The organism is Mycobacterium sp. NPDC050853 (genome assembly GCF_040653875.1).
GTDB lineage: Bacteria > Actinomycetota > Actinomycetes > Mycobacteriales > Mycobacteriaceae > Mycobacterium.
In genome coordinates this window covers 1,405,305-1,430,479 of record NZ_JBFAGW010000001.1, presented here as the reverse complement: position 1 = coordinate 1,430,479, position 25,175 = coordinate 1,405,305, and the positions used below count along the sequence as shown (strand labels likewise).

The following is a 25,175-nucleotide window of genomic DNA, read 5'->3' as shown; positions in this document are numbered from 1 at the left end:
TCAGGGGAAGTGGAACCTGTTGCAATTCTGGAATCAGTGGGGGCGCAGGACAAGCACCAGATTACTCACCCAAACCTCCCGCACAGCGGGAACTTTGGCTATCCACCATGCCCATTTGGGGTGGTAGCGGGGAAATGCGGCAACCAACGCGCCTGTTCCGTGGGCCCACTCAAGCCCATCGCGCGCCGATACCGGGAAAAGTGACGACCCGTAGTTGTTCTTGGGCGGGTGACCGTGCTTGCGGGTGTACCAACGGGCGGCGCGGGCGCCGCCGAAGTAATGGGTCAGGCCCATTTCGTGGCCACCGAAGGGACCGAGCCAGACGGTGTAGGACAACACCGTCAGCCCTCCGGGGCGAGTGACCCGCAGCATCTCCTCACCGAGCCGCCAGGGCTCCGGTACATGCTCGGCGACGTTCGAGGACAGGCAGATATCAACACTGGCGTCGGCGAGCGGTAGCGCCATGCCGGACGCCCGCAGATATGCGGCGCGCGGGTCCCTTATGCCGTCTCCTGCCGCGTGCATCTCCCGTGGATCGGGTTCGACACCCAGGTACCGGGCTCCGGCGTCGGCGAAGGCCGAGGCGAAGTAGCCGGGCCCGCCGCCGACGTCCAGCACGGTACGGCCCTGCAACCCGTCGCCGGTTGCCTGTTGCCATAAATCGGTGACCAGGTGAACTGTGTCCTGCGCCACGGCACCGTAGAACCGCTCTGGCGCACTCTGCTCGTAGCGAAACGAGGCCAGCAGGCTGGCCGAACGCCAAATAGTGGCTCGCTGCGCAAACAGATCGGTGATATCCGGCACGGGTTCTCGTTCTGCTCGGTCTTCATTTACGGAACGCGGAATTTCTGGAGGCCCACCCTAACGGCCTAGGGTGCTTAGCGGTGTTAAGCGAAGTGTCAGATCAGCCGGGCCTCCCGCGGGAGGTCCTCATGTTGTGCTGGCGTGACACCGACCATCCGCAGGGCGGCGGTAGCGAGACCTACCTGCAGCGCATCGGCGCGGAGCTGGCGGCATCCGGGGTGAAGGTGACATTGCGATGTGCCGCCTACCCCGGCGCGCCCCGCCATGAGGTGGCGAACGGAGTGCATATCTCGCGCGGCGGCGGGCGATTCACGGTGTACCCGCGTGCACTGCTGTCGCTGCTGGCCAGTCGCGTCGGCCTGGGGGCGCTGCGTGATGTGCGCCCCGATGTCGTCATCGATACCCAGAACGGCATCCCCTTTTTTGCCAGCACCGTGGTGACGGCGCCCGTGGTGATGCTGGTACACCACTGCCACCGAGAGCAGTGGCCGGTGGCAGGCCAGCTCATCGGCAGGCTGGGCTGGTGGCTGGAGTCGCGGTTGTCTCCGCGGATGCATCGGCGCAATCAGTACTTGACGGTCTCGCAGCCATCTGCGTCCGACTTAGTGGCGCTCGGTGTGGAACCCGGACGGATTGCAGTGGTGCGCAACGGTATCGATCAGATACCGGATCCGTCGGTGGTCGCCTCGCTGGAGGGTGTGCGCAGTGAAACGCCCCGAGTCGTGGTGCTCTCGCGCTTGGTGCCGCATAAGCAGATTGAGCACGCACTGACCACGCTCGCATTGCTGCGTGACCATGTGCCCCATGTGCATCTTGATGTTGTCGGAGATGGCTGGTGGATGGATCCGCTGGTGGGACATGCTGCACGGCTGGGTATTTCAGAGTCCGTGACATTCCACGGGTACCTCGGTGAGGAAGCCAAGCATCGAGTGCTGCAACGTGCCTGGGTGCACCTGATGCCGTCACGCAAGGAGGGCTGGGGCCTGGCGGTCACCGAGGCTGCGCAGCATGGGGTGCCCACTATTGGCTACCGCTCCTCCGGTGGGCTTACCGATTCGGTCACCGACGGCATCACCGGTCTGCTGGCGCGCGACCAGGATGAGTTTGTCCGGCATACCGCGACGCTGTTGGCGGACAACAAGCTTCGTTACCGAATGGGCGAGGCGGCGCGGGCTCGCTGTGCCGATCTATCGTGGCAGCGCAGCGCGGCCGGTGTGTGGACCGTGCTTAAGGCGGCGGTGCTGGGCATCCCGGTGTCGGGGATTGTCGGTGACGAGCCGGTGGTGGCTGCGCCCGTCGAAGTTCCCGCCTGACGTACCGATCAGTCCGCGGAGAGATGCCGGGCTGCGAGGGTAGCCCCGATGCGGGTGCGGACGGTCGATCTCGACGACTACAGCTTCACCTCTGGTGGCGGCGCTCCCGCAGCCCGGTGACGGCCGCGGCGCCGCCCGCCAGCAGGAGCGTGACCCAAACCAGATGTGCGGCGATGACAGCGATGCGGCGGCTCAGGGAGGCCGCAATTGGTGCCCACGGGCCAGGTACTCGGTAAAGCGCGATATCGCCGTCCCGGTACACCGGTTCCAACTGGGCCAGCGTCCTCGACGAAAGCCCTTGTTCACCAGGAGTGTTTGCCTGCACCACTACCCAGCCGATGCCCTCGGCGGACAACTCGCGGGGCGCGGCCCCGGCGCGTAACAGCTCCGCGACGCGACGTCCACGGCCGCCGTCCCCGCGCACATCCTGTCCGTCAACGCGGAGGTCGCCGCTGGTCACCGTGTCCGCGCGGATCCAGCGGGGGAATGGATCCAATACCGGGATCGACGAAGGGCCCCAGGGGTATTGCCGCAAGGTCTCGGGTGGCAGCACGGCTACCGGATGCGGTTCGGCATTTATTTTGGCGGCGATCGCGCCCCATCCTGCGGGGTACGTCACCGACTCCACCCGGCCGCCGACTCCCCACGCCAGATCGGGCAGCGTGAATACCAGTGCCGCGCACGCCAGCCCGGCCGCTACCCACTGAGAGGGTCTTTCGCGCAGCGCGGTCACCGCAGCGGCACCGGCTACTGCGTACGCCGGCATCGCCAATGCCACCCATTTCTGGCCGTCGCGCAGTATGCCCAGCCCGGGCACCTCGGTGATGAGCCAGGTGGTCAGCGTCAAACCCGGCCCCGTCGCCAGCAGTGTTGGAATAACCACGGCCGCAATGGCAATGCCGATCAACCCGAACGCCGTTTGGGTGCGCCACAGGACCGTCACTCCAACCACCACCACGATGAGCAGCACCGCGGAGAAGGCCAGCGCGAACAGTGTCGAGCGTGAGGCGGGTACCGCCGAGGCATTCCACATGCCGCCCAGTGAGGCCAGGCTGCCGAGTGTGCTCAGTCCCGGTTCGGCGCGGGCCGCGAAGGCATGGACACCGGCCTCGTCGCCCGCAGGTATGGCGGTTCCGAGCCCGGATGCCACCAGCCACGGCATCGCGGCCAGAATCGCGACAATGGACACGCCGCCCGCCAATCGTCTACGGGAGCAACCAGTCCCGTTGCCTGGTGCGGCAATAGCAGCCATACCGACGATCAGTGCGAGCACCGTACCGGTGGGTGTCAACCCGGCCAGCGCGATCCAGAACGCGAGTATGCACCATGCCCCGACATCCGTCGCCGAGCGCAGCCGGGTGACCGTCAACGCGATCCACGGCAGGCAGCCGTAGCCGACCAGCAGACTCCAGTGCCCCTGTAGAAGCCGCTCGGCCACAAAGGGATTCCAGACCGCGATGGTGGCCGCTACTAGCTCGCCGGGGACCCCGGCGGCCGGAACCAGGCGGGCCGCCAGGCGCGCCGCTCCCCAACCGGCAAGCCATAAGCCCACCGCGAGAAGGGCCTTGACGAGAACTCCGCCGTCGACAAGCACCGTCATGACCGCGATGAAGAAGTCCTGGGGCACGGCGCGTGGCGCCGCTTCGGTGACCCCCAGTGCCGTATCGGTCAGGTACGACCGCGGTGTCGAGACGGCGTCGCGGATCAGCAGATAACCCGGTGCGGCCAGCGGCGCGGTAATCGACGCCGCCAAGACCAGTGCGTACAGCGGTGCAACGATGACGCGCTTGTGCGAAGAGCGTCTGGTCGAGTGGCCGGTGCGGCGCAAGACGTCCCGGCTAGAGGTGGTTTCGAGGAGACGGGAACTTGTCGGTGTCCGCCTCGCTGGCGGACGGTTTCTCCGGGCCACGACGGCCGAAGAAACCATGGTCGACCGTGTCGAGCCCAGGATCGATCAGCGCCGACTCGGCCCGCAGGCTGAACGAGCCGAGCAGGCCGCCACCGACCAGTGCAACGACGCCCAGGGCGGCGAAGGTGATAGGCAAGATGTTCGACCAGATCGACAGGCTGTCGCGCGTATTGCGAGCCGCCTTCACCTGGTTCTCGACGGTCTCGTCATTGGACTGCACCGTGTAGTCAACCATCGTGACCTCGGGCTTGACCGCATCGCGTGAGTAGTACTGCATCGCATGCTGTTTGCTCTTGACGATGATCCCGCTGACCGGGTCGACCCAGAACTCGCGCTGCGCCGCGTAATAGCGGGTCATGGTGATCTCTTCGTCTTCGTGCTCGGCCTCGACGCCCCACTGCGAAGCGCGGGCCGTCACCTTGCCGTCCTCGTCCTTGTCGTATAGCGACGGGTACGCGACCGGCTCCACCAGCTTGCCGTTGGCGTCGTAGCCCACGTTCTGGGTGAAGTGATACGCGGTGAGTCCGTTGACATCCTCTTCGCCGGTGTAGTTGGCGTCGAACGCCTTCTGCGCGATCACGTCGAAGTACTGATACGTCTTCTTCTCGGTGTCGAAGGGGAACCGATAGCTCAACCCCTCGTGCTTGAGCGCAATGGTGGTCGGCGGTGTCTCGTCCTCGATGGCGCGCGGCTTCTGCACACTGCCACCCGGGTTGTCATCGCTGGCGATGGCCTCGGCGGAGTGACGGTCCACGGTGACGGTGTCGACGGTGGCGAGGATCAGCCCGGCGTCGCCCTGCTTGTCGGTCCGCCTCAGGGTGATACCGGCCTGCAGGCCGACCTTCGTGGCGTCGGCAGGGCTGACGGTGCTGATCTGTTCCTGCAGTGCCAGCGGCCTATCGGGATCCGTCACGAACTTTTGGCCGGACAGCGACGCGGGATCCAGGGCACGGCCCTTGCCCTCGCTCACCAATGTGGCGTCCCAGTCGAGCGGAATCTTCGCAAGCCGGTTGCTGGTGTAGGTACCGAGCAACAGGGCGGCGATGATGAGAGCCGAACCGAGTCCCAGCAGCCCGCACGCTGCGATACGCATCATGACTCCGCGGTTCACGGCTGCTGACCCTCTTTGCGCAAGCGGCTCATCGGTCGCCGAACCCTCCTTAACGTGCAGTAACCCCGTGCTTGACGGCATGTCATGCCCAGGGCAAATCTGTTTGACCCTAACAGCCGCCGCCGCAGGGTGGTCATTTGGCGATCGTACGGATTCAGGGTTCAGGTTCTGGTCAAATGCCGCCGGATCGACTTAGAACCGTACCCTCGGCGGGGTGACAACAGCGCAGTCATCGGCTCCGGCCGGCTCGGCCGTCCATGCGCGGGGCTTCGTACCTGCGTTGGAAGGTATGCGTGCCTGTGCCGCGATGGGGGTTGTGGTCACGCACACCGCGTTCCAGACGGGCCACAACGGTGGCGTCGACGGCCGCATTCTGGGTCGCTTCGACCTGGCTGTGGCCGTGTTCTTCGCGCTATCGGGATTCCTGTTGTGGCGGCCCCATGCACTGGCAGCGCACGGCGGGCCCGCGCCCGCTTCCACCGGCCGGTACTTGGCGTCGCGGTTCGTTCGTATCGTTCCGGCCTACCTGGCCGCTGTTTTCGTGGTCCTGTTGCTGTTGCCGGACGCGGCGGGAGCCCGCGGAATCGTCTGGCTGGCCAACCTGACGCTCACGCAGCTGTATATCCCGCTAACACTGACGGCGGGTCTGACGCAGATGTGGAGCCTGGCGGTGGAGGTCGCGTTCTATCTGGCGCTGCCCATTATCGCGCTCCTCGTGCGGCGGATGCCGGTCCGGTGGCGTGCCCCGGTGCTGCTGATGGCCGGGGTGGCCAGCCTGGGTTGGTCGTTCATCCCCTTCCACACCGCCGTCGGTATCAATCCGCTGACATGGCCGCCCGCCTTCTTCTCGTGGTTCGTCGCGGGCATGCTGCTGGCCGAGTGGAGCGCCGCCCCACCCGCCTGGACACTGCGTTTGGCCCGCCGCCGGGTACTGCTCGCGGGCGTCGCCCTCGTGGCGTTCGCAGTGGCGGCATCACCGCTGGCCGGGCCGGAAGGGCTGATACAGGCACCGCCGCACCAGTACGCCATCAAGATTGCGATGGGTGCGACGCTGGCCTGGGCGCTGCTCATGCCGCTGACCCTGGATGCCCCCGGCACCGGACACCGCGTGCTGGGCAGCCCGCTCATGGTGACCTTGGGACGTTGGTCGTACGGCCTTTTCATCTGGCATCTGGCCGCGCTGAACATGGTCTTCACCGTCATCGGGAGGTTTCCGTTCAGCGGTCACTTCCCGCTGGTGCTGATCCTCACCCTAATATTCGGCTTCGCGATGGCCGCCGTCAGTTATGCGTTGGTCGAATCGCCGTCACGGGAGGCGTTGCGGCGCTTCCAAAAACGGCGCAACGGTACTCGGGAAGGCAACCGTACTGCGGCCACTGACACCGTGGTCACCGAGATGAGCGCCAGTAACTGAATCCACCACGAGTGTCCGGTGTAGCCGCCCACCGATCGCCACGGATGACGTGAGAGAGCCGCCCCCGCCAGCAGGAGGGAGCCGCCCGCGATGTACGCCCCGGCCGCGGTGAGCGCGCGTAGCGATATACGTGTCCACACCTTTACCGCCAGCACCGTCAAGCCCACTGCCGCGCCCGCGATGCCACTGACGGCGGTGAGAGCCGCCAGCACCGCGACACCTGCCGCAGGTCCGGAACGCCATGGAATCACTAAGGGTTTCAGGGGAAGAACGACTTTCCGTCGCACCGGCAAGAAGGCCAACAGCGCGAGGAGTGGAAGCAGGGCCAGCCCGCCCACGAGGCCCATTCGGTACCACGTGTTGAGGCCGAAGGTCAGTGTGATCGGTCCGCCGTCGCCGGCCGGAACAAGCCACCCTTGCTGCCAGCCGTTGACGCGTATCGGTGTGAGCGTGTGCCCGTCCTCATCGTGTGCCACCCACCCGGGGTTGATGCTTTCGGGTACGACAAGTACCCGGTCGCGGGGTGCCGGTTCCGCCGTGACCTCGCGCCGGTCCGGCCCCCACATACCCTTAGGCGCGGTTGTTGCAGTGGTGGCGGGCGGGATGACGCCGGGGGCGGTGAGTTGCACTCCGTCGACCAGGAACTGCTGGCGCGGGTTGACGGTCACCTCTTGTGGCCCAGCGCCGGTCGCAATCGGGATGGCATCACAGGGCGTGGCCGCAATGACGTTTCCTGCCAACAGATCGCGCACCGTCGTCGTGATGGACATGGGTATGAAGCGCCCCGCGAGCGCCAATACCGGTCCGCGATCGCATCCAATGATGATCGTGCGGTTGCCGTTCGCCTCGGCGTTGGTGGGGGCAATCGGCTGGGCGTTGGTGTCCAGCGCAACCACCTCGGCGATACCGGGCGGCTTGAGCTGATCGAATCCGAGTGCGGTGCGGTCGATGATGTCGGTCCAGTCCATGACCGTGATGGTGATCGTGTCCGTGACGGCCGGATGCAATGCCAGCGTGGTCTCTGAGGCCTTCGGGTCGACGTTCCTTACCTGAGGTCCGTCGCCGAGGTTTATGGCCACCTGTTTAGGGTGCGTGGGTACCTCGGTCCTGCTGGGCTGTAGCCGAATACCGCCGACTGCAACGGGTTTCGGTAACTTGATGATGAGCGAGGGCAGGTGCTGGCGCAGCACCGAATTCTGTGGTGCCGTCCAGACGGTGCCCGGATCGCCGTCGGTGGCCGCGTACGACGAGCCCCGCGGATCGATCACATCAGAGTCCCCGGACGCGACGGTGGTGCCCGGCTGCTGGGTCAGATCACGCAACTGTGGCCCCGGGCGGGACCGCACCCAGACCTTCGGTAGGAGCGAAAGAGGTTGGGGGACTGTCAGTGTCCTGATGAAGGTGCCGGGCTCCTCGGGTGCAAGCGATAGCGTCGCCGCGCAACGCAGCCGCTGCGGTGAGGGGGCGCATCCCGATCGGCCCTCCAGCGGCGAGCCCAGGTCCCAGCCGAGCACACCGGCTCCTGCAGGGGGTGCGGGGATGGTCGCGCTGTGGCGGAGATCAACGGAGTGGGCGTACCCGGCGGCATCGTATTGAGTGAGGGATAGCTCGGTGATGCCGAACTGCACCCCGGAGGTGCCGTCGTCGGTCCCGGTGGCGGTGACCTTTACCCAGGTGGTTTCCCCTGGCCGCAGCGCGATATCGAGGGGCTGGCCCGGCTTGTCGTACCGCACCGACGTCGTGCCATTGTCGGTCTCGACCTCCAACCGGCGCACCTGGGCGCCGAGGGCGGTAGCGCTCGGCGTGACGGTGAGGATCGCGTTGGTGATGGGCCGATCCAGGTCTACCCGGATCCATTGCCCCAGAGCGGCTTCGAGGGAGTTGCTGACCCAGCTGGTCGCATTGTCCCTGTCGATGACGGCGGCCGTGCTGGTTCCCGGCGCCACATTGGGCAGGCCCGTCGAATCCGATGCGGAGCTGGATGCCGTGATGGTCCCACCCGTCCAGCTGCCGTTCACGGAGGGAACGCCGGTGGCCGGGTAGTCGGGCACCCGGTTGAAGGTGCGGCGTTTTTCACCGGGTGCGCGGATGGCTGAGGAATGGTCGTCAACACGTCCGTAGTCGGTCTCGCGAGCCAGCGGACTGTCGGTGACCACCGTCGCCCCTGGGCGCAGGCCTGCGTGGGTGGCATCGGTCGCCAGTAACGCGGGTCCCAGCGGTTGTTGGCCGAGCTGACGGCGGCGCTCATTCAACCGAAGCAGCGCCTCCGGTCCGCCCGCGACCAGAGGCATGCTGTTCAGATCGGCGAAATAAGGGTCACCGTAGTGCTGTAGGTAATAGGGCAGGTCTGGATGTCGCCGGCCCTGCGGCTGCACGGCATAGATCTCTATGGCCGGATACTGGGGGCGCAGGTCGCTGTCGGCGACAAAGCCCTCCACCGTTCCGGCGCCGACCGGATCGCCGAACTGGGTGACCTTGGTGAGGCCGGGGGATCCCTCGATGGTGCGGTGCACCAGTATCGGCCGCGCCGAACGGGAGGTGTCGGGGTCAAGATCATTGCGCACCACCAGATAGGAGATGCCCTGCTGTGCCAGGGTGTCGGCCAGCCCGTCCGAGGAGCGACCGGCGGCGAACAACTGCTGCACCGAGTCGATGGCGCGGATTGTCTCCGGCGGTGTCAAAGGAATGGAATCACGTACACCCCAAGGTGTTTGACCCAATACCTGTAGGGGCTCATCACGGGTAAGACCCCAGGTCTGGATGGCAAACGGGGCCCCCGGCACCACAAGTGCTCGCCCGCCGTCGTCATGATCGGCCAGCCAACGGGCCGTGTCCTTCCAGTAGTTGGGGATCTCGTCGAACCCGCCGCGGGGTACCAACCGGCCCGTCCATGCCAGCGATGTGCTCGCGATGAGTGCGACCAGCAGCGCGATCCCGAAGGCGACCCCCCGGTTGCGTTCTGGACGTGCCAGTGCCGCGAGCCATTCCCGCGCGGAGACGCTGGCGGGCAGTGGTGTTCGTGATAACGCATGAGCCAGGCCGAGAATCAAGGGCAAGCGGATCAGTGGTTCCAGCTTGTGTACGTTGCGCAACGGAGTGCCGCTTGCATCCAGGAAGAATTGAATCTGTTGGGCCACAGGCGATCCCATTGCGCCGGTGTATCCGGCCGTGAGCAGCACCAGACCCACCAGAAGTACAGCGACAAGGCGTCCGCGAGCCGGCATACCCCGCATCGCCAGTCCTGCCATGCCGCCAGCCGCCACCATCGCGGTGGCGATGACCATGGCCGACTGGGTGACCAGCGAGGCACCCGCGGTCGCGTCCGGGGCCACAAACGGCGTCCAACTGTCGGTCCCACGCAGCACCTCGGTGAGTGAGGTCCACTGTGTGGTGACCCCGGAGGACTCGATGAAGTCGAGGAAACGTGGGCTGATCTTGCCGAAGATGAGCAGCGCGACGATCCACCACGAGGTGGCCAGCGCCAGACAGGGAATCCACCATGCCGTGAATCGCCACCAGGTCCGGTTTGGTTTGTGCGCCAGCCACCAGATGACGGCAACGCCACACGCGAGAGCGGTGGCGACGGCATTGACCGCACCCATCAACGCCACCGCGAAAGCCGACAGCGCCGCCGCTCGGCGAGGGGACACCCGGCCCTGGAACGTCAGGATGACCGGTAACAGCACCCACGGGGCCAACATCATGGGCAGCGTCTCGGAGGAGATGGCTCCCAGGGTTGTCAGCACCCGTGGTGAGAGCGCGAATGCGACCGCGGCGAAGATCCGGGAGCCGCGGGTGCCGATACCGAGCGCTTCGGCGACCCGGATGACGCCCCAGAAGCCGGCCACTATAAGTAGCGCCCACCACAGTCGTTGGGTTACCCAGGCCGGCACCCCGAGGAGATGCCCCAGTGAGAACACGGCGCCATGCGGAAAGAGGTATCCGTACGCCTGGTTCTGCGCCTGCCCGAACGGCAGGTCACTGCTCCACAGGTTCAGTGCCCGTGCAGCAAACCGCAGCGGATTGATCGCCAGATCCAGTTTGGTGTCCGGGGATATCTGTCCGGGTGATTGGGTGAAGGTCAGCAGCAGCGCGAGCGCCGAGGCGACCGCGAGCCATCGTCGGCTTAGCGGGGAGGAGTCAAGGCGATGAGTCAAGGCATTCGAATGCGGCGGGGTGTCGTCGGTCGCCGCGGAAGGTCAGCTCCGGTTGCCGTAATCGGGCCGGTTGAGGATTGCCGTCGAGGGATCGATTCCGGTCACGGCCGGCTTCTTGTCCTGCTCGACGGAGAGCGTCACGCCGAAGACGGCGGCGGCGCCCAGCAGCAGACCGATCAGCACGCTCGCGGCGGCCGGCACCACAAATCTGGTCATCGGAGCTCCTCTGGGTCGTGCAGATACCAGCGGCCAAACTAGCACGTTCGGTATTGGTCCCGATTATGGCGCGACAACCCGACCTGATACTGCAACGATCATTTGGGTATCGCAGACGCGGGTAAGGGGATGGCAAATGAGCCTTTCGTGGCCCCCTTTAACCACGTCGATGCGCTACTGCGTACCGGCCCGATCATGGTGAACGTTGAGAGCCTGGCCCGGCGGATGGCCGCATATGGTCGCCGATACCTTTTCGTGCGGAATAATGGGCGCCCATGACCGGTCCATACAACTACGGACCGGCGCCGGACTATGACGCGGAGTTCGCCGCCGCACGCAACCCGGCGCTACCGCAGGATCAGTTGTTGCGGCTGTGGCACACGCGCCCCGATCTACGTGAGGCCCTGGCCCAGCTGCCCGCCTGTCCTCCCCATCTGGCGGCACAGGTGCAGTTCTCCGATCCGTGGCGTGACCCCAATGCACGATCGCATCGCGGCATCGTCATGGCATTCGCGACGTTGGCCGGTCTGTTGGTGATCGTCGGACTCGGTTACGTCGGCTACATGGCAGTACGTCCCACTGGTTCCACCGAGCAGACACACGGGATGCTGCCGCCGGACGACCCGAAGACGACGAGCAGTTCCGCGGTGACCTCCACGACGGCTCCCGCGCCTCCATCGGGCCCCCTCAAGGCGGTCGACGTGTCCACCAATTGCGTTCAGGCTGAGGACGGCACCGACAGCAATGGGGCGAAGTACATCTACGACCCCGCTAAGGCATTCGACAACGATCCGCTCACCGCTTGGCGATGCCAGTGGAAGGAACAAGACGGTCAGTCGATCACGACGAAGTTCGACCATCCCATGCTCGTCACCGCGGTCGGTTTGATTCCCGGCTACGCCAAGACTGATATAGACGGATCCGACCGATTTGCCCAGAATCGCAAGATCACAAGGGTGCGTTGGGAATTCAGTGACGGTAGTTCGGTCAAGCAGCAGGTGCCGGTGAGCCGTGCGCTGGCAAGCATCAAGGTGAATGTGGTGACCGATTCGGTGACCATGGTCATCGAGGCCACCGAACCCGGTGTGTCGATCGTGAACAAGAACGGGCAGCGCCAGGATGCCTTCAACGGTCTGGTGTCGGTGAGCGAGATCGAGATCATGGGCACCCAGCCTCCGGCCGGCCAGGCACCTCCACCGGCACCCGCGCCCCAGCCTGGTCAGGTAGCACCCCCGGCTCAGACGCCACCGCCGAATCCGGCGCCCGCGCAGCCGTAGCGCGGCGTATCCAAAACTGGCTGGGTGCTTAAGGGTTCATTGCCAGGAATTGCGGTTACGTTGGACGCATGGCTGAGCTCAACCGCAGAACTGTGCTGACCGCCGGTGCCATCACCGCAGGAGCTGCCGCGGTCGGTTTCGGAGGATACGAGATGCTCCGCAAGCCGGGACGCAGCGACTCGTCGGCATCCGAAGAGGGTAAACCGAACATCCTGGTGATCGTCGTGGATCAGATGCGGGCCCCGCAGTGGTTCCCTGATATCCAGAAACTCACCAGCATTTTGCCGAATCTCAGCAGATTGCAAAGGGACAGTGTCACTTTCGCATCGCACTACACCGCGTCGAACATGTGCACCCCATCCCGAGGCGCCATGACCACGGGGTTGTATTCGCATCAGACCGGATGCCTGTTCACCGGGGAGGGGCCGAGCGAATCGAGCCTGGCCCCGCAGTTCCCCACCTGGGGCACCATGCTGCGCCAGCAGGGCTATCGAACCTGGTGGTGGGGTAAGTGGCATCTCGGTCACTGGAGCGACAACACGCCCGAAGGTCTTGATGCACACGGCTTCTCCGGCGGAACCTTCCCCTCGCCGAACGGCATGCCGAATCAGGGCCTGCAGAAGGATCCGGGCATCGTCGATCAGTTCGCCGGATGGTTCGACGCCGAGGCAGGCAAGGGCCCCTGGTGCACCACCGTCTCCCTGGTGAACCCGCACGACATCTGCTGGTGGCCGAAAAATCCGCTCCCCGAAGATGTTCCGCACTGGTTCGATGCCGTGCCCGTCAATTTCCAGACGCCCGATGAGCTGCGGGCGCGACATAAGCCGCAGTTGCAGATCGACTATGCAAATTTCATGTCGCCGATCATGACGGGGGCGATGACATATGCGGGCCCGGATGTCGCTCGCCAATGGGCTCGCTGCCTGGACATGTATCTGTGGCTGCAACAACAGGTGGACGCCCAGATCGGGCGGGTGCTCGAGAAGTTGGCATCGCGTCAGGAGGTGGAGCGCAACACGGTGGTCGTCTTCACCTCCGATCATGGGGAGTACGGCGGTTCACATGGGTTGCGCGGCAAGGGGGCGACGGCGTACGAGGAGGCCATCCGGGTTCCGCTGTACATCCGCGATCCACGTGGTGTGCTCACTCCCAAACCGGGGGAGACGCGCAATCAGTTGACCTCGAGCGTCGACCTCGCACCCCTGCTGCTGACGATCGGTTCCGGTGGCAACGGCTGGCGCTCGGATCCGCGCTACTCGTACCTGGCCGCGCGCGCCGATATCGCCGATATCGCTAAACGCAATGCGGCAGGGCGTAGGTGGATCGCACACGTCACCGACGATATGTCGGTGGAGGAGATGGCCACCCTACTCAAGGATCCCCGGATCCGTGCGGTGATGGGGGAGAACGCTCCCACCGAGATCCCCACCTCGGCGCCGAGTCATATCGTCGCGGTCCGAACCGCAGAAGCCAAGCTGGCCACCTATTCGTACTGGAAACCGGGCGGCATGCAGATCGATACCTCGCGGCCGACGGACCACGAATTCTATGACTACTCAACACCTTCCGGACAGCAGGAAGTCGAGAACCAAGCGGGACGTGGCGGAAGGGAAGCCGAGCTGCAGGCACTTATCGACAACGAGGTGCTGCCCGAGGTGCAGGCCCCTTTGCCGACATTCCTGGGTGCGGCGCAGGAGCAGGGCCTGGCCGATATGCAGAAGCTGATGGTGCTGCGCGGCGGGTAATCCTTGTTCGCCGCGTGCTCATTTGGGTGGAAGCGAACCGGCGTAGGCCACGGCACGTTTCACCCACGGTTCCAGCTGCCGCTTGGTGCGCACGCTCTCGGCATCAATGCTCAGCCAGCCGTCCATTTCGCGTCCACCCATCACCATCCGAGTCACATGTGACTTGCTGACCAGTGTGTCGGTGTCGTGGGGGTCGCAGCGTGCCAGCAGACCGTCCCCGCGTTTCGCGGCGACGGTCATATGCCCGTCCACTAGGAACGCCAGCCCACCGAACATCCGTTTCTCGGTGACACCCCTGGTCGTGGCGATCACTTCGCGGATGCGCTCAACAAGGTCCTCGTCATAGGCCATGGGCCAATTGTCCCGCGCTGTCGATTTCGGTACCTGCCGTTCGTGGTACTTGCAGAACTCCCGACACCTGAGAGGCACCATTGACCCGTGGCGCAAGACGATATCGGCCGGATCTTTCGCGAGGAGTACGGCCGTACCGTGGCGATGTTGATCCGTTACTTCGGCAGCATCGACCTGGCCGAGGACGCCGTGCAGGAGGCGTTCGAGGTGGCCATCGCGAAATGGCCGCAGGATGGCATCCCGCCCAATCCCGGTGCATGGATCACCACGACGGCCCGCAACCGCGGCATCGACAAGCTGCGCCGCGACCAGCGGCGCGACGAACTGTCCGAAGAGGCAACAACTCTCTTGGAACAGTCGCGGGAACAGCCGGAACCGCAGGAGGTGGGTCCGGTGCAGGATGACCGCCTGCGGCTGATCTTCACGTGCTGCCACCCGGCGCTGTCCCCTGAAGCGCAGGTCGCGCTGACACTGCGGTTGCTCGGTGGGCTCACCACGGCGGAGATCGCCAACGCGTATCTGGTGTCGGAATCGACCATGGCAGCGCGTATCACGCGCGCCAAGAAGAAGATCGCATCGGCGGGAATTCCGTACCGGGTGCCCGCGGATCACGATCTGCCGGACCGGCTGTCGTCGGTGCTCGCCGCCCTCTATCTCGTCTATAACGAGGGCTACGCGGCCTCCTCGGGTACCTCACTGACGCGCACGGACCTCTCCGGTGAGGCGATCAGGCTGGTGCGGGTGCTCACAGATCTCATGCCCGACGAACCAGAGGCGGTGGGACTACTGGCATTGGTGCTGCTTACCGAGGCCCGCCGGCCTGCACGTACCGATACCGGTGGAGCGCTCGTGCTGCTCGCCGATCAGGACCGCACTCAGTGGAACCACGAGATGATCGACGAGGGCCATGAACTGGTACGACGCTGTCTGAGGCGCAACGCGCCGGGCCCGTATCAGATCCAGGCCGCCATCAATGCCGTCCATGACGATGCACCCTCGGCCGCGCGTACCGATTGGGGTCAGGTCGTCGCGCTGTATGACCAGCTGACGGTGTTCACCCCCACCACCGTCGTAGCCCTCAATCGTGCGGTGGCCATTGGTGAGCGCGATGGCGCGCAGGCCGGGCTGGATGCGATCGAGTTGCTGCGGCAGGATCTCGATACCTACTACCCGCTGCATGCCGCGCGCGCCGATCTGCTCACCAGACTCAGCCGAAATCGGGAAGCCGCAGACGCCTACCGAAAAGCGTTGGTACTCACGGATAACGAGGTGTTCCGCGGGTACCTCGGTGACCGGCTGGCCCGGCTGGATTAGGCGATGCCCTTACGGTCCAGCCAGGCAAGTGAGTCATCGATGAGCTGTGCTGTTCCGCTGTCCACGATGAGTGAATGCCCGCGATCGACATACGGGAGGTACTCGGTGTCGGCGCTGGATTTCCGGTACTGCTTGAACGTGGAGCGAGTCAGGACATCGGGGACCGTATGGTCCAGCTTCCCGGACATCAACAGCAGTGGGCCGCGCTGGTTGTTCTGCGTGTTGACGGCCGCAGCGGAATTCGGTGTGAAGTTTCCGAGCGCGAGTTGGAACAGTGGGCGTGCGGGGCTCGGAATCGTCCATTGGTCGAATAAGGAGTCGGACTCGTCCTGAGACACCGCATTGGCGAACGCGTACCGGAACTGTTTCCGGTCGAGTGACACCGCGCGGTGCAGGTTCCTCGGGTCACTTAGGAAGGCGATGGTCGATCGGGCCTGTGCCGGTCCGATTGCTTTCACACCTTTGATCTGCCCCGGGCCGATGGCGATTGCCGCTGACCCGAGGTCCTGGCCGAGCAGGTGCTGAACGATGAAACCGCCGACCGAGTGACCGATCAGGATGGGCTTGGCCGGAAGGGTCTTGATCAGGGTCGCGTGATGTGCGGATATCTCCGCCAGCCCGACGCCGGCTTGTGCCTCTGGCTGCTGGCGGGCCGCAGTCAGAGCATCCGGCACCCCGGGCCATTCGGCGAGTATCGGATCGAATCCCGCCGCACTGAAACGGTCGGCCCATAATTCCCAGCTCGTCGAGTGCAGCCACAGGCCATGGACAAAGACGACAGGTGTTCTTGTTGTGCTCATTGACGGCCTCTCCGAGGGTATTTCGGGCTGAGTGGAGTGCACAAGATTCTGGTTACGGGCGTGGCTATAACTTACGGGAAGGCGGCGAGATCCACTGGGAATCCTCAACCGAGCTCGTCTGTGCGGCGGTCAGTCTGACTACGGGTCCATGACACGATGGCCCCATGAGAATGCGTGCAGGGTTAGTACTGACCGGTCTCGTCATCACGGCACTCACGGCCTGTGGTGGCAACACCTCGGAGTCGCCGAAGGATTCCGCGACGCCGGCGTCATCCCCGAAGGCGCAGGCCCCGGCTACGGCCGCACCCGCGGAGGACCTGGCCTGCCTGAGCACCCGCGACAGGTTGGCACAGCTGCTCATGGTGGGCATCAAGGATGCCGACGATGCCCGCAAGCTGGTACGTGACCATCACGTCGGCGGGATCTTCGTCGGCAGCTGGACAAACAAGGAGATGCTGCAGGACGGCTCCCTGCACGACATCATCACCGGGGGCCCGATACCGGCCGCGGTGAGTGTCGACGAGGAGGGCGGCCGGGTGTCGCGGCTCAAGGATCTCATCGGTCCCGCACCGTCCGCCCGCGAACTGGCTGCGACCCAGACACCGGAACAGGTACAGGCACTGAGCCAGGAGCGCGGACAGAAGATGAAGGACCTCGGCGTCACCATCGACTTCGCCCCCGATGCCGATGTGACCGACGGCGATCCCGACGGTGCGATCGGTGACCGGTCCTACAGCGGTGACCCGGAGAAGGTCACCGAGTACGCCGAGGCCGCCGTGCGCGGATACCAGGCCGGGGGCGTACGTACCGTGGTCAAACACTTCCCGGGTCACGGCCATGCCTCGGGTGACTCGCACACCAACGGCGTAGTGACGCCGCCGCTGGATCAGTTGCAGGACAACGATTTGGTGCCCTACCGCGCGCTGGTGACCAGCGGTGCCGCCGTGATGATCGGTCACATGCAGGTACCCGGGCTCACCGGTGACGACCCGGCCAGCTTGAGCCCCGCCGTCGTCGACTTGCTGCGTAAGGGAACGGGATACGGAGCGCCGGCGTTCGACGGTGTCATCTTCACCGACGACCTATCCTCGATGGCCGCCATCACGGACCTTTTCCCGATCGACGAGGCAGTGCTCAAGGCCATCAAGGCCGGGGTCGACTGGGCGCTGTGGGTGAGTACCGAGAAGGTTGGCGCGGTTCTCGATCGTCTCGAATCGGCCTACAACGCAGGCGAACTGAACGCCGACGCGATCAACGCATCAGTGCGCCGGGTGTTGGCCTTCAAGGGCGTTCCCGCCTGCGGTTAGGCCGGCCCCAGGGAGACCGGAAGACTGGACAGCCCGTGGATACCCATCCCGTCGAAGTACTCCGGCTCGCCGACCAGTGTCAGCTGCGGGAAGCGCTCGAAGAGTGACTGCAGGGCGGTATGTAGTTCGACACGCGCCAGCACCTGACCCAGGCACACGTGAATTCCCGTGCCCAGCGTGATGTTTTCGCGCGCGTTGGGGCGGGTGATATCGAAGACATCCGGGTTATCGAATACCGCAGGATCGCGGTTGGCGCCGCCGAGAAGCAGCAAGGCCGACTGGCCCGCCTCGATGGTGTGTCCCTCGATCTCGACGGTCTCGGTGGCGACGCGGGCCGACCACTGATTCGAGGTGTCATAGCGCATGAGTTCCTCGATGGCATTGGGCCACAGCTCCGGGTCTGCACGCAGCGCCGCCAGCTGCTCGGGGTGGCGTAGCAGTGTGACGATCGCCTTACCCATCAGGTGCGTGGTGGTGACGAATCCCGCCCCCAGGAACACCGCGAGGAACATCTTCAGCTCGAAATGGCTCAGATCGCTGTCGAGGAGTGCTGCGGCCAGCTCACTCTCGGTTCCCTCGCGGCGCAGCCGGGCGACATGGTTCTCAAGGTATTCGTCGATCTCACGTAAAGCCGTTGTGCCGTCCTGGTATTCACGCCAGGACGGTGCGGTGGTCGCGATCAGCCGGATCGCTCGATTCATCTCCGTGTAGAGCAGCGAATAGTCCTGCGGGGGGACGGCGATCATCTCGCCGATCACGGCGATCGGGATCTTCGCGGTGTAATCGGGGATCAGATCCGGATGTGGACGCTGCTTCAGCGCATCAAGGTGGCCGTTCGTCACCTCCTGAATGCGTCCGCGGAGGCTCTCGATGGCACGCGGGGTGAACGGGGCGGCGACAAGACGCCGCAGCCGCCCGTGGTCCGGCGGATCGGTGATCAGGATGGACGGGGGCTCGGCGGGATTGAGCAACTGCGGATCGCTCCACGCGGCCAGCCGCTGAATGAGTGGCGATGAGGATCGATGTTCGGGCTTGAAGGTGACGAACCGGTTGTCGCGAAAGATCGTTCGGACGATCTGTGCGTCCGCGGTGATCCAGCCATCCCCGAACTGCGACATCCTCCCGCGGTTACGGATCCGGTCGATGATGTTGTAGATGTCCGCTGCCCGGGCGGTATCGATCCCCAGCTCCGCGACCGGTTCACCCTGGCGGACAGCCCGTTTCAGGAACGCACGGGCTATCCCGTGCGTCACCGCCCAATGCGTGCGCTGTTTGATCCGGTCCCGCATACGTCCGATCCCCGTGTCGGCTCACTCGATGCCGAACGGACACCGAGCAATATCGAGATTAGCTGCTGGCCCGCACTCGGGCACGGCCGAGGTTCACCGGCAGGCTTCCGAAGCCGTGCAGGTTGACGTGATGACCGGGGGTGGGCTCGGCGGTCAGGGTGAGCTCGGGGAACCTTTCGAAGAGAGACTGCAGCGCCACCGCCCCCTCCATCCGGGCCAGGCTCGCACCCAGGCAGACGTGGATGCCGCTGCCGAAGGCCACGTGCTCACGCGCGTTGGCGCGAGCCACGTCGAAGACATCGGGCTGATCGAAAACGGCCGGGTCGCGGTTGGCTCCACCGAGTAGCAGGATGGCCATGGAGCCGGCGGGCAGTGTGTGCCCTTCGAATTCGACGGTCTCGGTCGCCACCCGCCCGGTGACCTGCACGGGGGAGTCGTAGCGCAGGACCTCTTCGATGGCGTTGGGCCAGCCCTCGGGATTCTCGCGCAGGTAGGCGAGCTGTCCGGGGTTGCGCAGCAGGGCCACGATGCCGTTCCCGATGAGGTTGACCGTCGTCTCGAATCCGGCACCGAGCAGTAACGCCATGGTGGCCTTGAGCTCACGGTCGTCCAGGTCGCCGTCACGCACGATGCTCGCCAGGATGCCGTCGATGGTGGGGTCCTGCGCGAGCTCGCTGCGGAGTCGGATCAGGTGGGCGTCGAAATAGCGGTCGATCTCGATGAGTGCCTGGGTGGCGTCTCGGTAGGCCGACCAGGTCATACCGATATCCAGCAGTGCGGCCCCGTGGTTGCCCCACTGGAGAAGGAAGGGAGCATCGGCGCGCGGTACGCCGAGCATCTCGGCGATGATTGCCACGGGCAGTTGAGAGGCGTAATCGTCGAGCAGGTCGGCGTGCTCTTTCCGTTCCAGGTTCTCGAGCAGTTCGGTGGTCACCTCGCGGACGCGATCCTCCAGCTTGCGCACCGCGCGTGGTGTGAACGCCTTGGAGACCAGCTTGCGGAACCGGGTGTGTTCGGGCGGATCGATGGCCAGCATGGCGGGCGGCTCCACCGGGTTGGGTAGACCGGGTTCTGTTTTGGCGAAGATCCACCGGCTCAGCGCCTGGGGGAGAACCGGGGAGGGAATGTTGTTGGGCGCCAGGGTGATGAAACGGCTGTCCCGCAAGATCTCGCGGGTTTGCATCAGGCCGGTGAAGACGAGACCCGTGGCGCGGGCCGGAGCGATCGGCCCATGAGATCGGATCTCTTCGATGTACCGATAGTGGTTCTCGGCGCGGTCCGGACTGAGGAACAAGGCGGCCAGCGGCATCTTGCCTACCTGGGTCAGTAGTCCAGCGCGACTGATGCCATGCATGGTCACCCACCGCGACCAGTACTTGATTCGATCCCTGGCCCGCATATTTGCCTCCCACACTGGATGCTATTTGTCACGAGTCTAATAGTGTGCGGGCGGGAAGGGAATGCCGAAAACGCCCGCACCTTCCAGGGAGTCCAGAGTCGGGACGGCCCAGATCTGTTACCGAGGCGCATCAAGGTGGTCGTACTCGTCACATCACTTCGCCGAGGTGTTTAAGGGCACAGTGAACAATTTGCTCCAAGGCCCCTCTCTGCACGGCTTCCTAATGAGACTTCTAGTACCGTTTAGCACTGGTACGTCACGTACCATCTGCGTTCGGTCGGGACCGTAGCAAACCGTGATGCAATGATTCATTGCTGCTTGTTTGACCGGCCATCGTAGTTACGGCTACGCGGAGGTTGCGATGAAGTCACTAGTGGCAGGGTTGCGTGTCGAGGAGTATCTGGACGAGACGGGCGCTATCTCCTTACCGGATGGCTATACCGTCAACCACTATCTCGAGTGCGCTGTTGACGGGGAACACGACACTTTTGCCTACCGTTACGTGGATTTCAGCAACGACCCTGACGGCGAACCGAACGACCTGAACTGGCCGCAGCTTCGTGCCCGCTCCCGCGCGGTCGCGGCGAGGCTGCAGCAAGTGACCAAGCCGGGTGATCGGGTCGCGATTCTGGCCCCGCAGGGCCTTGACTATGTGATCGGCTTCTTCGCCGCTATCGAGGCCGGGAACATTGCAGTACCCCTCTTTGCCCCGGAGCTTCCCGGCCACACCGAGCGGCTCGACGCGGTGCTCACCGATGCCCAGCCGACGGTTGTGCTGACCAACGAGGCGGCCGCCGAATCGGTCAGCAGCTTCGTGCGCAGGCTGCCGCGCGAGCGCCGCCCCCGGATTGTCGCGGTGGATGGCGTGCCCGATTCGGTGGGTGCAACGTATGTCCCGGTGACGCCGGATACCGATGACATCGCGTACTTGCAGTACACATCGGGATCTACGCGGGTGCCTGCCGGGGTGGAAATCACCCATCGCGCGGTGATGACCAACGTGCTGCAGATGGTCATCTCGGTCGGCCTGGATGTGGATGTCCGGGGAGCGAGCTGGCTGCCGCTGTACCACGATATGGGCCTGCTGATGCTCATGTTCCCGCTGTGCGGCGGCCGGATGACGCTGATGTCCCCGATGTCGTTTGTGCGCCGGCCCGGCCGCTGGATCCAAGAGCTAGCGGCCGCAGCCCATCTGGGCCGCACCTTCGGTGCCGCGCCCAACTTCGCCTTCGAGCTCGCCGCCGAGCGGGGTCTGCCCAAGGACGACCAAACCCTGGACCTGAGCAATGTGGCCGGGCTGATCAACGGTTCCGAGCCGGTGAGTATCTCCTCGATCCGTAAGTTCAACGAGGCTTTTGGCCCATATGGACTGCCGCCCACCGCGATCAAGCCCTCCTATGGCATGGCCGAGGCGACGCTGTTCGTCTCCTCCATCGCCCCCGACGCGGAACCCTCGGTCATCTATATGGATCGTGAGCAGTTGGGCGCCGGTCACGCCGCCCGGGTGGATGCCGCTGACGCGAATGCAGTGCCGCAGGTGTCCTGTGGGCAGATCGCGCGCAGCCAGTGGGCGGTCATCGTCCACCCGAACGCCGACAGCGAACTACCCGACGGACAGGTCGGCGAAATCTGGTTACACGGCAACAACATCGGGCGTGGGTACTGGGGCCGCCCGGAGGAGACCGACCTCTCGTTTCGTAACAAGCTGCAGGCACGGCTGGACGAGGGCAGCCACGCGGACGGCACCGAACCGGGGGCCAGCTGGTTCCGCACGGGCGACCTCGGCGTCTATGTGGACGGTGAGCTGTACATCACCGGGCGGGTCAAGGATCTGGTGATCGTGGACGGCCGTAACCACTACCCCCAGGACATCGAAGCCACCGTCGAAGAAGCCTCCCCAGCGGTGCGGCGCGGTTTCGTGGCGGCGTTCTCGGTGCCTGCGGGCTTCGACGCGGGAGATGGGTTCGCCGAGAAGCTGGTCATCGTCGCCGAACGGGCTGCGGGTGCCGGCCGGGCCGAACCCGGGCCCGTCATCGTCGCTATCCGGGCTGCCGTTTCTCGTCGGCACACCTTGCCCATCGCCGATGTCCAACTGGTCCCGGCCGGTGCTATCCCCCGTACCTCCAGCGGAAAAATCGCCCGCCGCGCCTGCCGCCAGGAGTACCTGGACAACAAAATCGGGACGCACGGCTCGTAGATCGGCTGGCAGCAGCGAGGTCTTCCGGCGATCTCTTGCCGATTTTTCGATGAGGTGTCGATTCGGGGGAGGTCTATTCGTGGTGAGGTTGAAGGGCAAGCCGACGGGGCGCCCGCCAACAGATAGGAGACGCCATGAAGCAATACCTGCTCACCGTCCACAGCTACCGAGATAACGCGACCCGGTGGAGTGATGAGGACGCACAGCGGATGTATGCCCAGACCGGTGTGTTCAACGAGAAGCTGCAGGCGGCCGGTGTCTGGGTGTTCGCCAACGGGCTGACCGAACCCTCGGACGCAACGGTGGTCCGCAGTGTGGGTGGCAAGGTGACCACCACTGATGGGCCGTACCTGGAGACCAAGGAACATCTCGGTGGCTTCTGGATCATCAACGTCCCGGACCTCGACGCCGCCCTCAAGTGGGCAGCCGAGGGGTCGGAGGCGTGCGGGGAGCCTGTCGAGGTACGTCCCTTCCATGACGAGGAGGCATGAGATGAGCCGCTACCTGCTGTCGCTCGTTTATGCACCAGGCTCGGTGCCGCCCGACGAATCCGCGCTGGAAACGATCGCTGTGGACGTGCAGGCCGTCACCCGCCGTATGCAGGAGGCGGGGGTGTGGCTGTTCGCGGCGGGACTGCAACCTGCCGATACCGCCACCATGGTGACCGCCAACGCCGGTGGGCATACGGCCACCGACGGGCCGTATTGCGAAACCAAGGAACAACTCGGCGGGTTCAGCATTATCGATGTGCCTACCCTGGCTGAGGCGCAGCGATGGGCCGCCGAGGTGTCCCGCGCTGTGTGGTGCCCCATCGAGGTCCGTGGCTTGGACCGGGGCTGCGGCGAGGTCGACTGAGGCTAGGCCGACGAGGCCGGGCGGTTGTTTTCCAGTACCGCTTCGGCCTCTTTGGCCTGTTGCAGAAGAATCGGGTCGACCGTGTCGTCCAGCGCCCTGGCCAGCATTCGCGAGGCGAGCGTGACAGTCAATTGTTTTGCCTGCGCGGCATTTTCGGCGATCTTTTCCCAGTTCCCGGAGGTGTAGCCGGACTCGGCGAAAGGCTGCCACACGTCGGCCACATAGGCGCCGAGCAGCAGTTGCGCAATCTGGTGTTGCAGCCGGTCGACCTCACGGAGTGTTTCGGACATGCGGGCCAGGGACATTCCGGCTGCCGCTAGTAGCCGGACGGCATCGAGGGTCTCCGCGTCGCGGACCGAGACTGTTTTCTCGTCTACGTCGGAGGCCAGCCCCGCGGCGATCAGCGCCGTATCGGCACCCTCGCCGACCCACATCACCAGCTCCTCTCGGGGCGTGACCACCGGCTCTCCGGTCGCGAATGGGCTGAGGGCCTCGGTGACCATCTTGCGGACGCTGTCCTCCGAGCCGCCGCCCGAGTCGATGACCCGACGGATTACGTCCAGCGGAAAACCCTGGGATTTAAGGGTTTTGACGTGGTTGATGATCGCGACGTGCTCGTCGGAGTAGATGCCGACGCGGCCGCGTTTTTCCGGCGGGGGCACCAGCCCGAGCGTCTGCCACTCGCGGATATTGCGCGCGGTCATCGCCACGCGCTGCGCCAGCTGGTCGATCGTCAGGTCCATCAGGGGAAAAGATTACCCCATTGTCCGTTACGGAAACTTCCGTTACGTTTATGTCCGGAACGTCAACGGAGAGGATTCCCATGACCGTCGCTGCCCAGACGAGCTACCCGAAGACCCGGCGGATTGCCTTCCGCTTCGATGAGTCGGAGTCCGCGAAGCGGTATTTCGCGAACGATGACATGGTCTTCAGTCATGCCGTGGCCTTCCTGTCGGCCGTGTTCCCGCCGGGGGAGGACATCTTTGTGCGGTCAGTGCGCCGGTACCGCGACAAGATCACCGATCCGGACCTCAAGAAGCGGGTGGCCGGATTCATCGGCCAGGAGATGACGCACGGGCTGCATCACCGTGAGCTCAACGAGCAGCTTTCCGGGATGGGTTACCCCACAGCGTGGTTCGACTTTCTGCTGGACAGCACAGAGCGAACCGAGGACTTCCTTGACGCGCAGTTCCCGGACCCCGATCGGCTGCGGCTGATACGGCATCTGCTGCTGGCCTTCACTGCCGGGGCCGAACACTTCACCGCGGTGCTGGCCGAGCACGTGCTGGGCCGCCCGAAGCTTCAGGCCATGATGTCGGACCCGGAGATCAAGAACCTGCTGAACTGGCACGCCATCGAGGAACTGGAGCACAAATCGGTGGCCTTCGACGTCTACCAAGCCGTCGGTGGCTCCGAGCGCATGCGCATAGGCATGATGCACCTGCTCTCCAATATCGCCCTGCCGTTCATCGTGCTGGGCAGCTGGGTGTCCATCGCGACAACTGACGAGACGGCCCGGCGCCAGCCGGTGCGAGTGCTCCGCGAGACGGTGAGGATGGTTCGGGGGCCGCTCTTCCGTGGCTTCTACTCTGCGATGAAGCCATACAAGCGCAAAGGTTTTCATCCCGATGACATCGACACCACTGCCCTGATGGCACAGTGGCAGGGCAGGCTCTTCGGGACCGACGGCGAACTTGTCGGTCACCTTAAGTAGCGC

At 64.8% G+C, this 25,175-nt stretch carries 19 protein-coding genes and 1 pseudogene; 10 read left to right on the top strand and 10 right to left on the bottom strand.

The genetic code is table 11. From position 1 onward, the window contains the following. Positions 1-33 precede the first annotated feature (33 nt). The gene (locus AB0H22_RS07070) at positions 34-804 is read right to left on the bottom strand and encodes a class I SAM-dependent methyltransferase (RefSeq protein WP_358145690.1); all 771 of its coding nucleotides are present in this window, start codon (positions 802-804) and stop codon (positions 34-36) included. A gap of 80 nt (positions 805-884) precedes the next feature. On the opposite strand from AB0H22_RS07070, the gene AB0H22_RS07065 reads away from it, so the two are divergent. Then, positions 885-2,117 carry a glycosyltransferase family 4 protein gene (locus tag AB0H22_RS07065; protein WP_358145688.1) on the top strand — a complete coding sequence of 411 codons (1,233 nt, stop codon included), beginning with the start codon at positions 885-887 and terminating at the stop codon, positions 2,115-2,117. An 85-nt stretch (positions 2,118-2,202) separates the two neighbouring features. Here the strand turns inward: AB0H22_RS07065 and AB0H22_RS07060 are convergent, their stop codons facing one another. Continuing rightward, positions 2,203-3,870 carry a hypothetical protein gene (locus AB0H22_RS07060; protein WP_358146128.1) on the bottom strand — a complete coding sequence of 556 codons (1,668 nt, stop codon included), beginning with the start codon at positions 3,868-3,870 and terminating at the stop codon, positions 2,203-2,205. Between the two features lie 85 nt (positions 3,871-3,955). Further along, positions 3,956-5,137, bottom strand: a complete 1,182-nt coding sequence (locus AB0H22_RS07055) for a DUF3068 domain-containing protein (protein WP_180749266.1) — start codon at positions 5,135-5,137, stop codon at positions 3,956-3,958. 214 nt (positions 5,138-5,351) lie between these two features. Between AB0H22_RS07055 and AB0H22_RS07050 the strand changes: the two are divergent. Then, positions 5,352-6,476 (top strand): annotated as a pseudogene (locus AB0H22_RS07050) (acyltransferase); the annotation flags it as partial. Here the strand turns inward: AB0H22_RS07050 and AB0H22_RS07045 are convergent. Together AB0H22_RS07045 and AB0H22_RS07040 are read right to left on the bottom strand one after the other, a co-directional pair. Beyond that, positions 6,422-10,708, bottom strand: a complete 4,287-nt coding sequence (locus AB0H22_RS07045; RefSeq protein WP_358145686.1) for an alpha-(1->3)-arabinofuranosyltransferase — start codon at positions 10,706-10,708, stop codon at positions 6,422-6,424. The pseudogene AB0H22_RS07050 and the gene AB0H22_RS07045 sit on opposite strands and share 55 nt — an antisense overlap. Before the next feature lie 42 nt (positions 10,709-10,750). Further along, the gene (locus tag AB0H22_RS07040) at positions 10,751-10,924 is read right to left on the bottom strand and encodes a DUF2613 domain-containing protein (protein WP_078360726.1); all 174 of its coding nucleotides are present in this window, start codon (positions 10,922-10,924) and stop codon (positions 10,751-10,753) included. 275 nt (positions 10,925-11,199) lie between these two features. On the opposite strand from AB0H22_RS07040, the gene AB0H22_RS07035 reads away from it, so the two are divergent. Both AB0H22_RS07035 and AB0H22_RS07030 read left to right on the top strand, forming a co-directional pair. Then, complete coding sequence (locus AB0H22_RS07035) at positions 11,200-12,201, top strand: hypothetical protein (protein WP_358145684.1); 1,002 nt, start codon at positions 11,200-11,202, stop codon at positions 12,199-12,201. Positions 12,202-12,269: 68 nt separating this feature from the next. Beyond that, entirely contained in the window at positions 12,270-13,946 is a 1,677-nt protein-coding gene (locus AB0H22_RS07030) for a sulfatase-like hydrolase/transferase (RefSeq protein WP_180749264.1), read from the top strand. A gap of 18 nt (positions 13,947-13,964) precedes the next feature. Here the strand turns inward: AB0H22_RS07030 and AB0H22_RS07025 are convergent, their stop codons facing one another. Beyond that, positions 13,965-14,297: a TfoX/Sxy family protein gene (locus AB0H22_RS07025; protein WP_358145682.1), complete on the bottom strand. Its 333-nt coding sequence runs from the start codon at positions 14,295-14,297 to the stop codon at positions 13,965-13,967. Between the two features lie 87 nt (positions 14,298-14,384). Here AB0H22_RS07025 and AB0H22_RS07020 point away from each other — a divergent pair, with 87 nt between their 5' ends. Then, complete coding sequence (locus AB0H22_RS07020) at positions 14,385-15,611, top strand: RNA polymerase sigma factor (protein WP_358145680.1); 1,227 nt, start codon at positions 14,385-14,387, stop codon at positions 15,609-15,611. On the opposite strand, the gene AB0H22_RS07015 is transcribed toward AB0H22_RS07020, so the two are convergent. After that, positions 15,608-16,411, bottom strand: a complete 804-nt coding sequence (locus AB0H22_RS07015) for an alpha/beta fold hydrolase (RefSeq protein ID WP_358145678.1) — start codon at positions 16,409-16,411, stop codon at positions 15,608-15,610. The genes AB0H22_RS07020 and AB0H22_RS07015 overlap by 4 nt on opposite strands. A gap of 170 nt (positions 16,412-16,581) precedes the next feature. Between AB0H22_RS07015 and AB0H22_RS07010 the strand changes: the two genes are divergently transcribed. Next, entirely contained in the window at positions 16,582-17,718 is a 1,137-nt protein-coding gene (locus tag AB0H22_RS07010; protein WP_358146126.1) for a glycoside hydrolase family 3 N-terminal domain-containing protein, read from the top strand. Here the strand turns inward: AB0H22_RS07010 and AB0H22_RS07005 are convergent. Next, positions 17,715-19,007 carry a cytochrome P450 gene (locus AB0H22_RS07005; protein ID WP_180749260.1) on the bottom strand — a complete coding sequence of 431 codons (1,293 nt, stop codon included), beginning with the start codon at positions 19,005-19,007 and terminating at the stop codon, positions 17,715-17,717. The genes AB0H22_RS07010 and AB0H22_RS07005 overlap by 4 nt on opposite strands. A gap of 58 nt (positions 19,008-19,065) precedes the next feature. Then, entirely contained in the window at positions 19,066-20,406 is a 1,341-nt protein-coding gene (locus AB0H22_RS07000) for a cytochrome P450 (protein ID WP_180749259.1), read from the bottom strand. A 361-nt stretch (positions 20,407-20,767) separates the two neighbouring features. Here AB0H22_RS07000 and AB0H22_RS06995 point away from each other — a divergent pair, with 361 nt between their 5' ends. The 3 genes from AB0H22_RS06995 (at position 20,768) to AB0H22_RS06985 (ending at position 23,458) form a co-directional block, all read left to right on the top strand. Continuing rightward, positions 20,768-22,603 carry a fatty acyl-AMP ligase gene (locus AB0H22_RS06995; RefSeq protein WP_180749258.1) on the top strand — a complete coding sequence of 612 codons (1,836 nt, stop codon included), beginning with the start codon at positions 20,768-20,770 and terminating at the stop codon, positions 22,601-22,603. Positions 22,604-22,737: 134 nt separating this feature from the next. Further along, positions 22,738-23,094 carry a YciI family protein gene (locus tag AB0H22_RS06990; protein WP_180749257.1) on the top strand — a complete coding sequence of 119 codons (357 nt, stop codon included), beginning with the start codon at positions 22,738-22,740 and terminating at the stop codon, positions 23,092-23,094. Between the two features lies 1 nt (position 23,095). Further along, on the top strand, positions 23,096-23,458 hold the full coding sequence (locus tag AB0H22_RS06985) for a YciI family protein (protein WP_180749256.1): 363 nt from the start codon (positions 23,096-23,098) through the stop codon (positions 23,456-23,458). 2 nt (positions 23,459-23,460) lie between these two features. Here AB0H22_RS06985 and AB0H22_RS06980 read toward each other — a convergent pair whose 3' ends face one another. Beyond that, a complete protein-coding gene (locus AB0H22_RS06980; protein WP_180749255.1) occupies positions 23,461-24,201 on the bottom strand; it encodes a MerR family transcriptional regulator in 741 nt (246 codons plus the stop codon). Between the two features lie 80 nt (positions 24,202-24,281). On the opposite strand from AB0H22_RS06980, the gene AB0H22_RS06975 reads away from it, so the two are divergent. Further along, the gene (locus AB0H22_RS06975; RefSeq protein ID WP_358145674.1) at positions 24,282-25,172 is read left to right on the top strand and encodes a metal-dependent hydrolase; all 891 of its coding nucleotides are present in this window, start codon (positions 24,282-24,284) and stop codon (positions 25,170-25,172) included. Positions 25,173-25,175 lie beyond the last annotated feature (3 nt).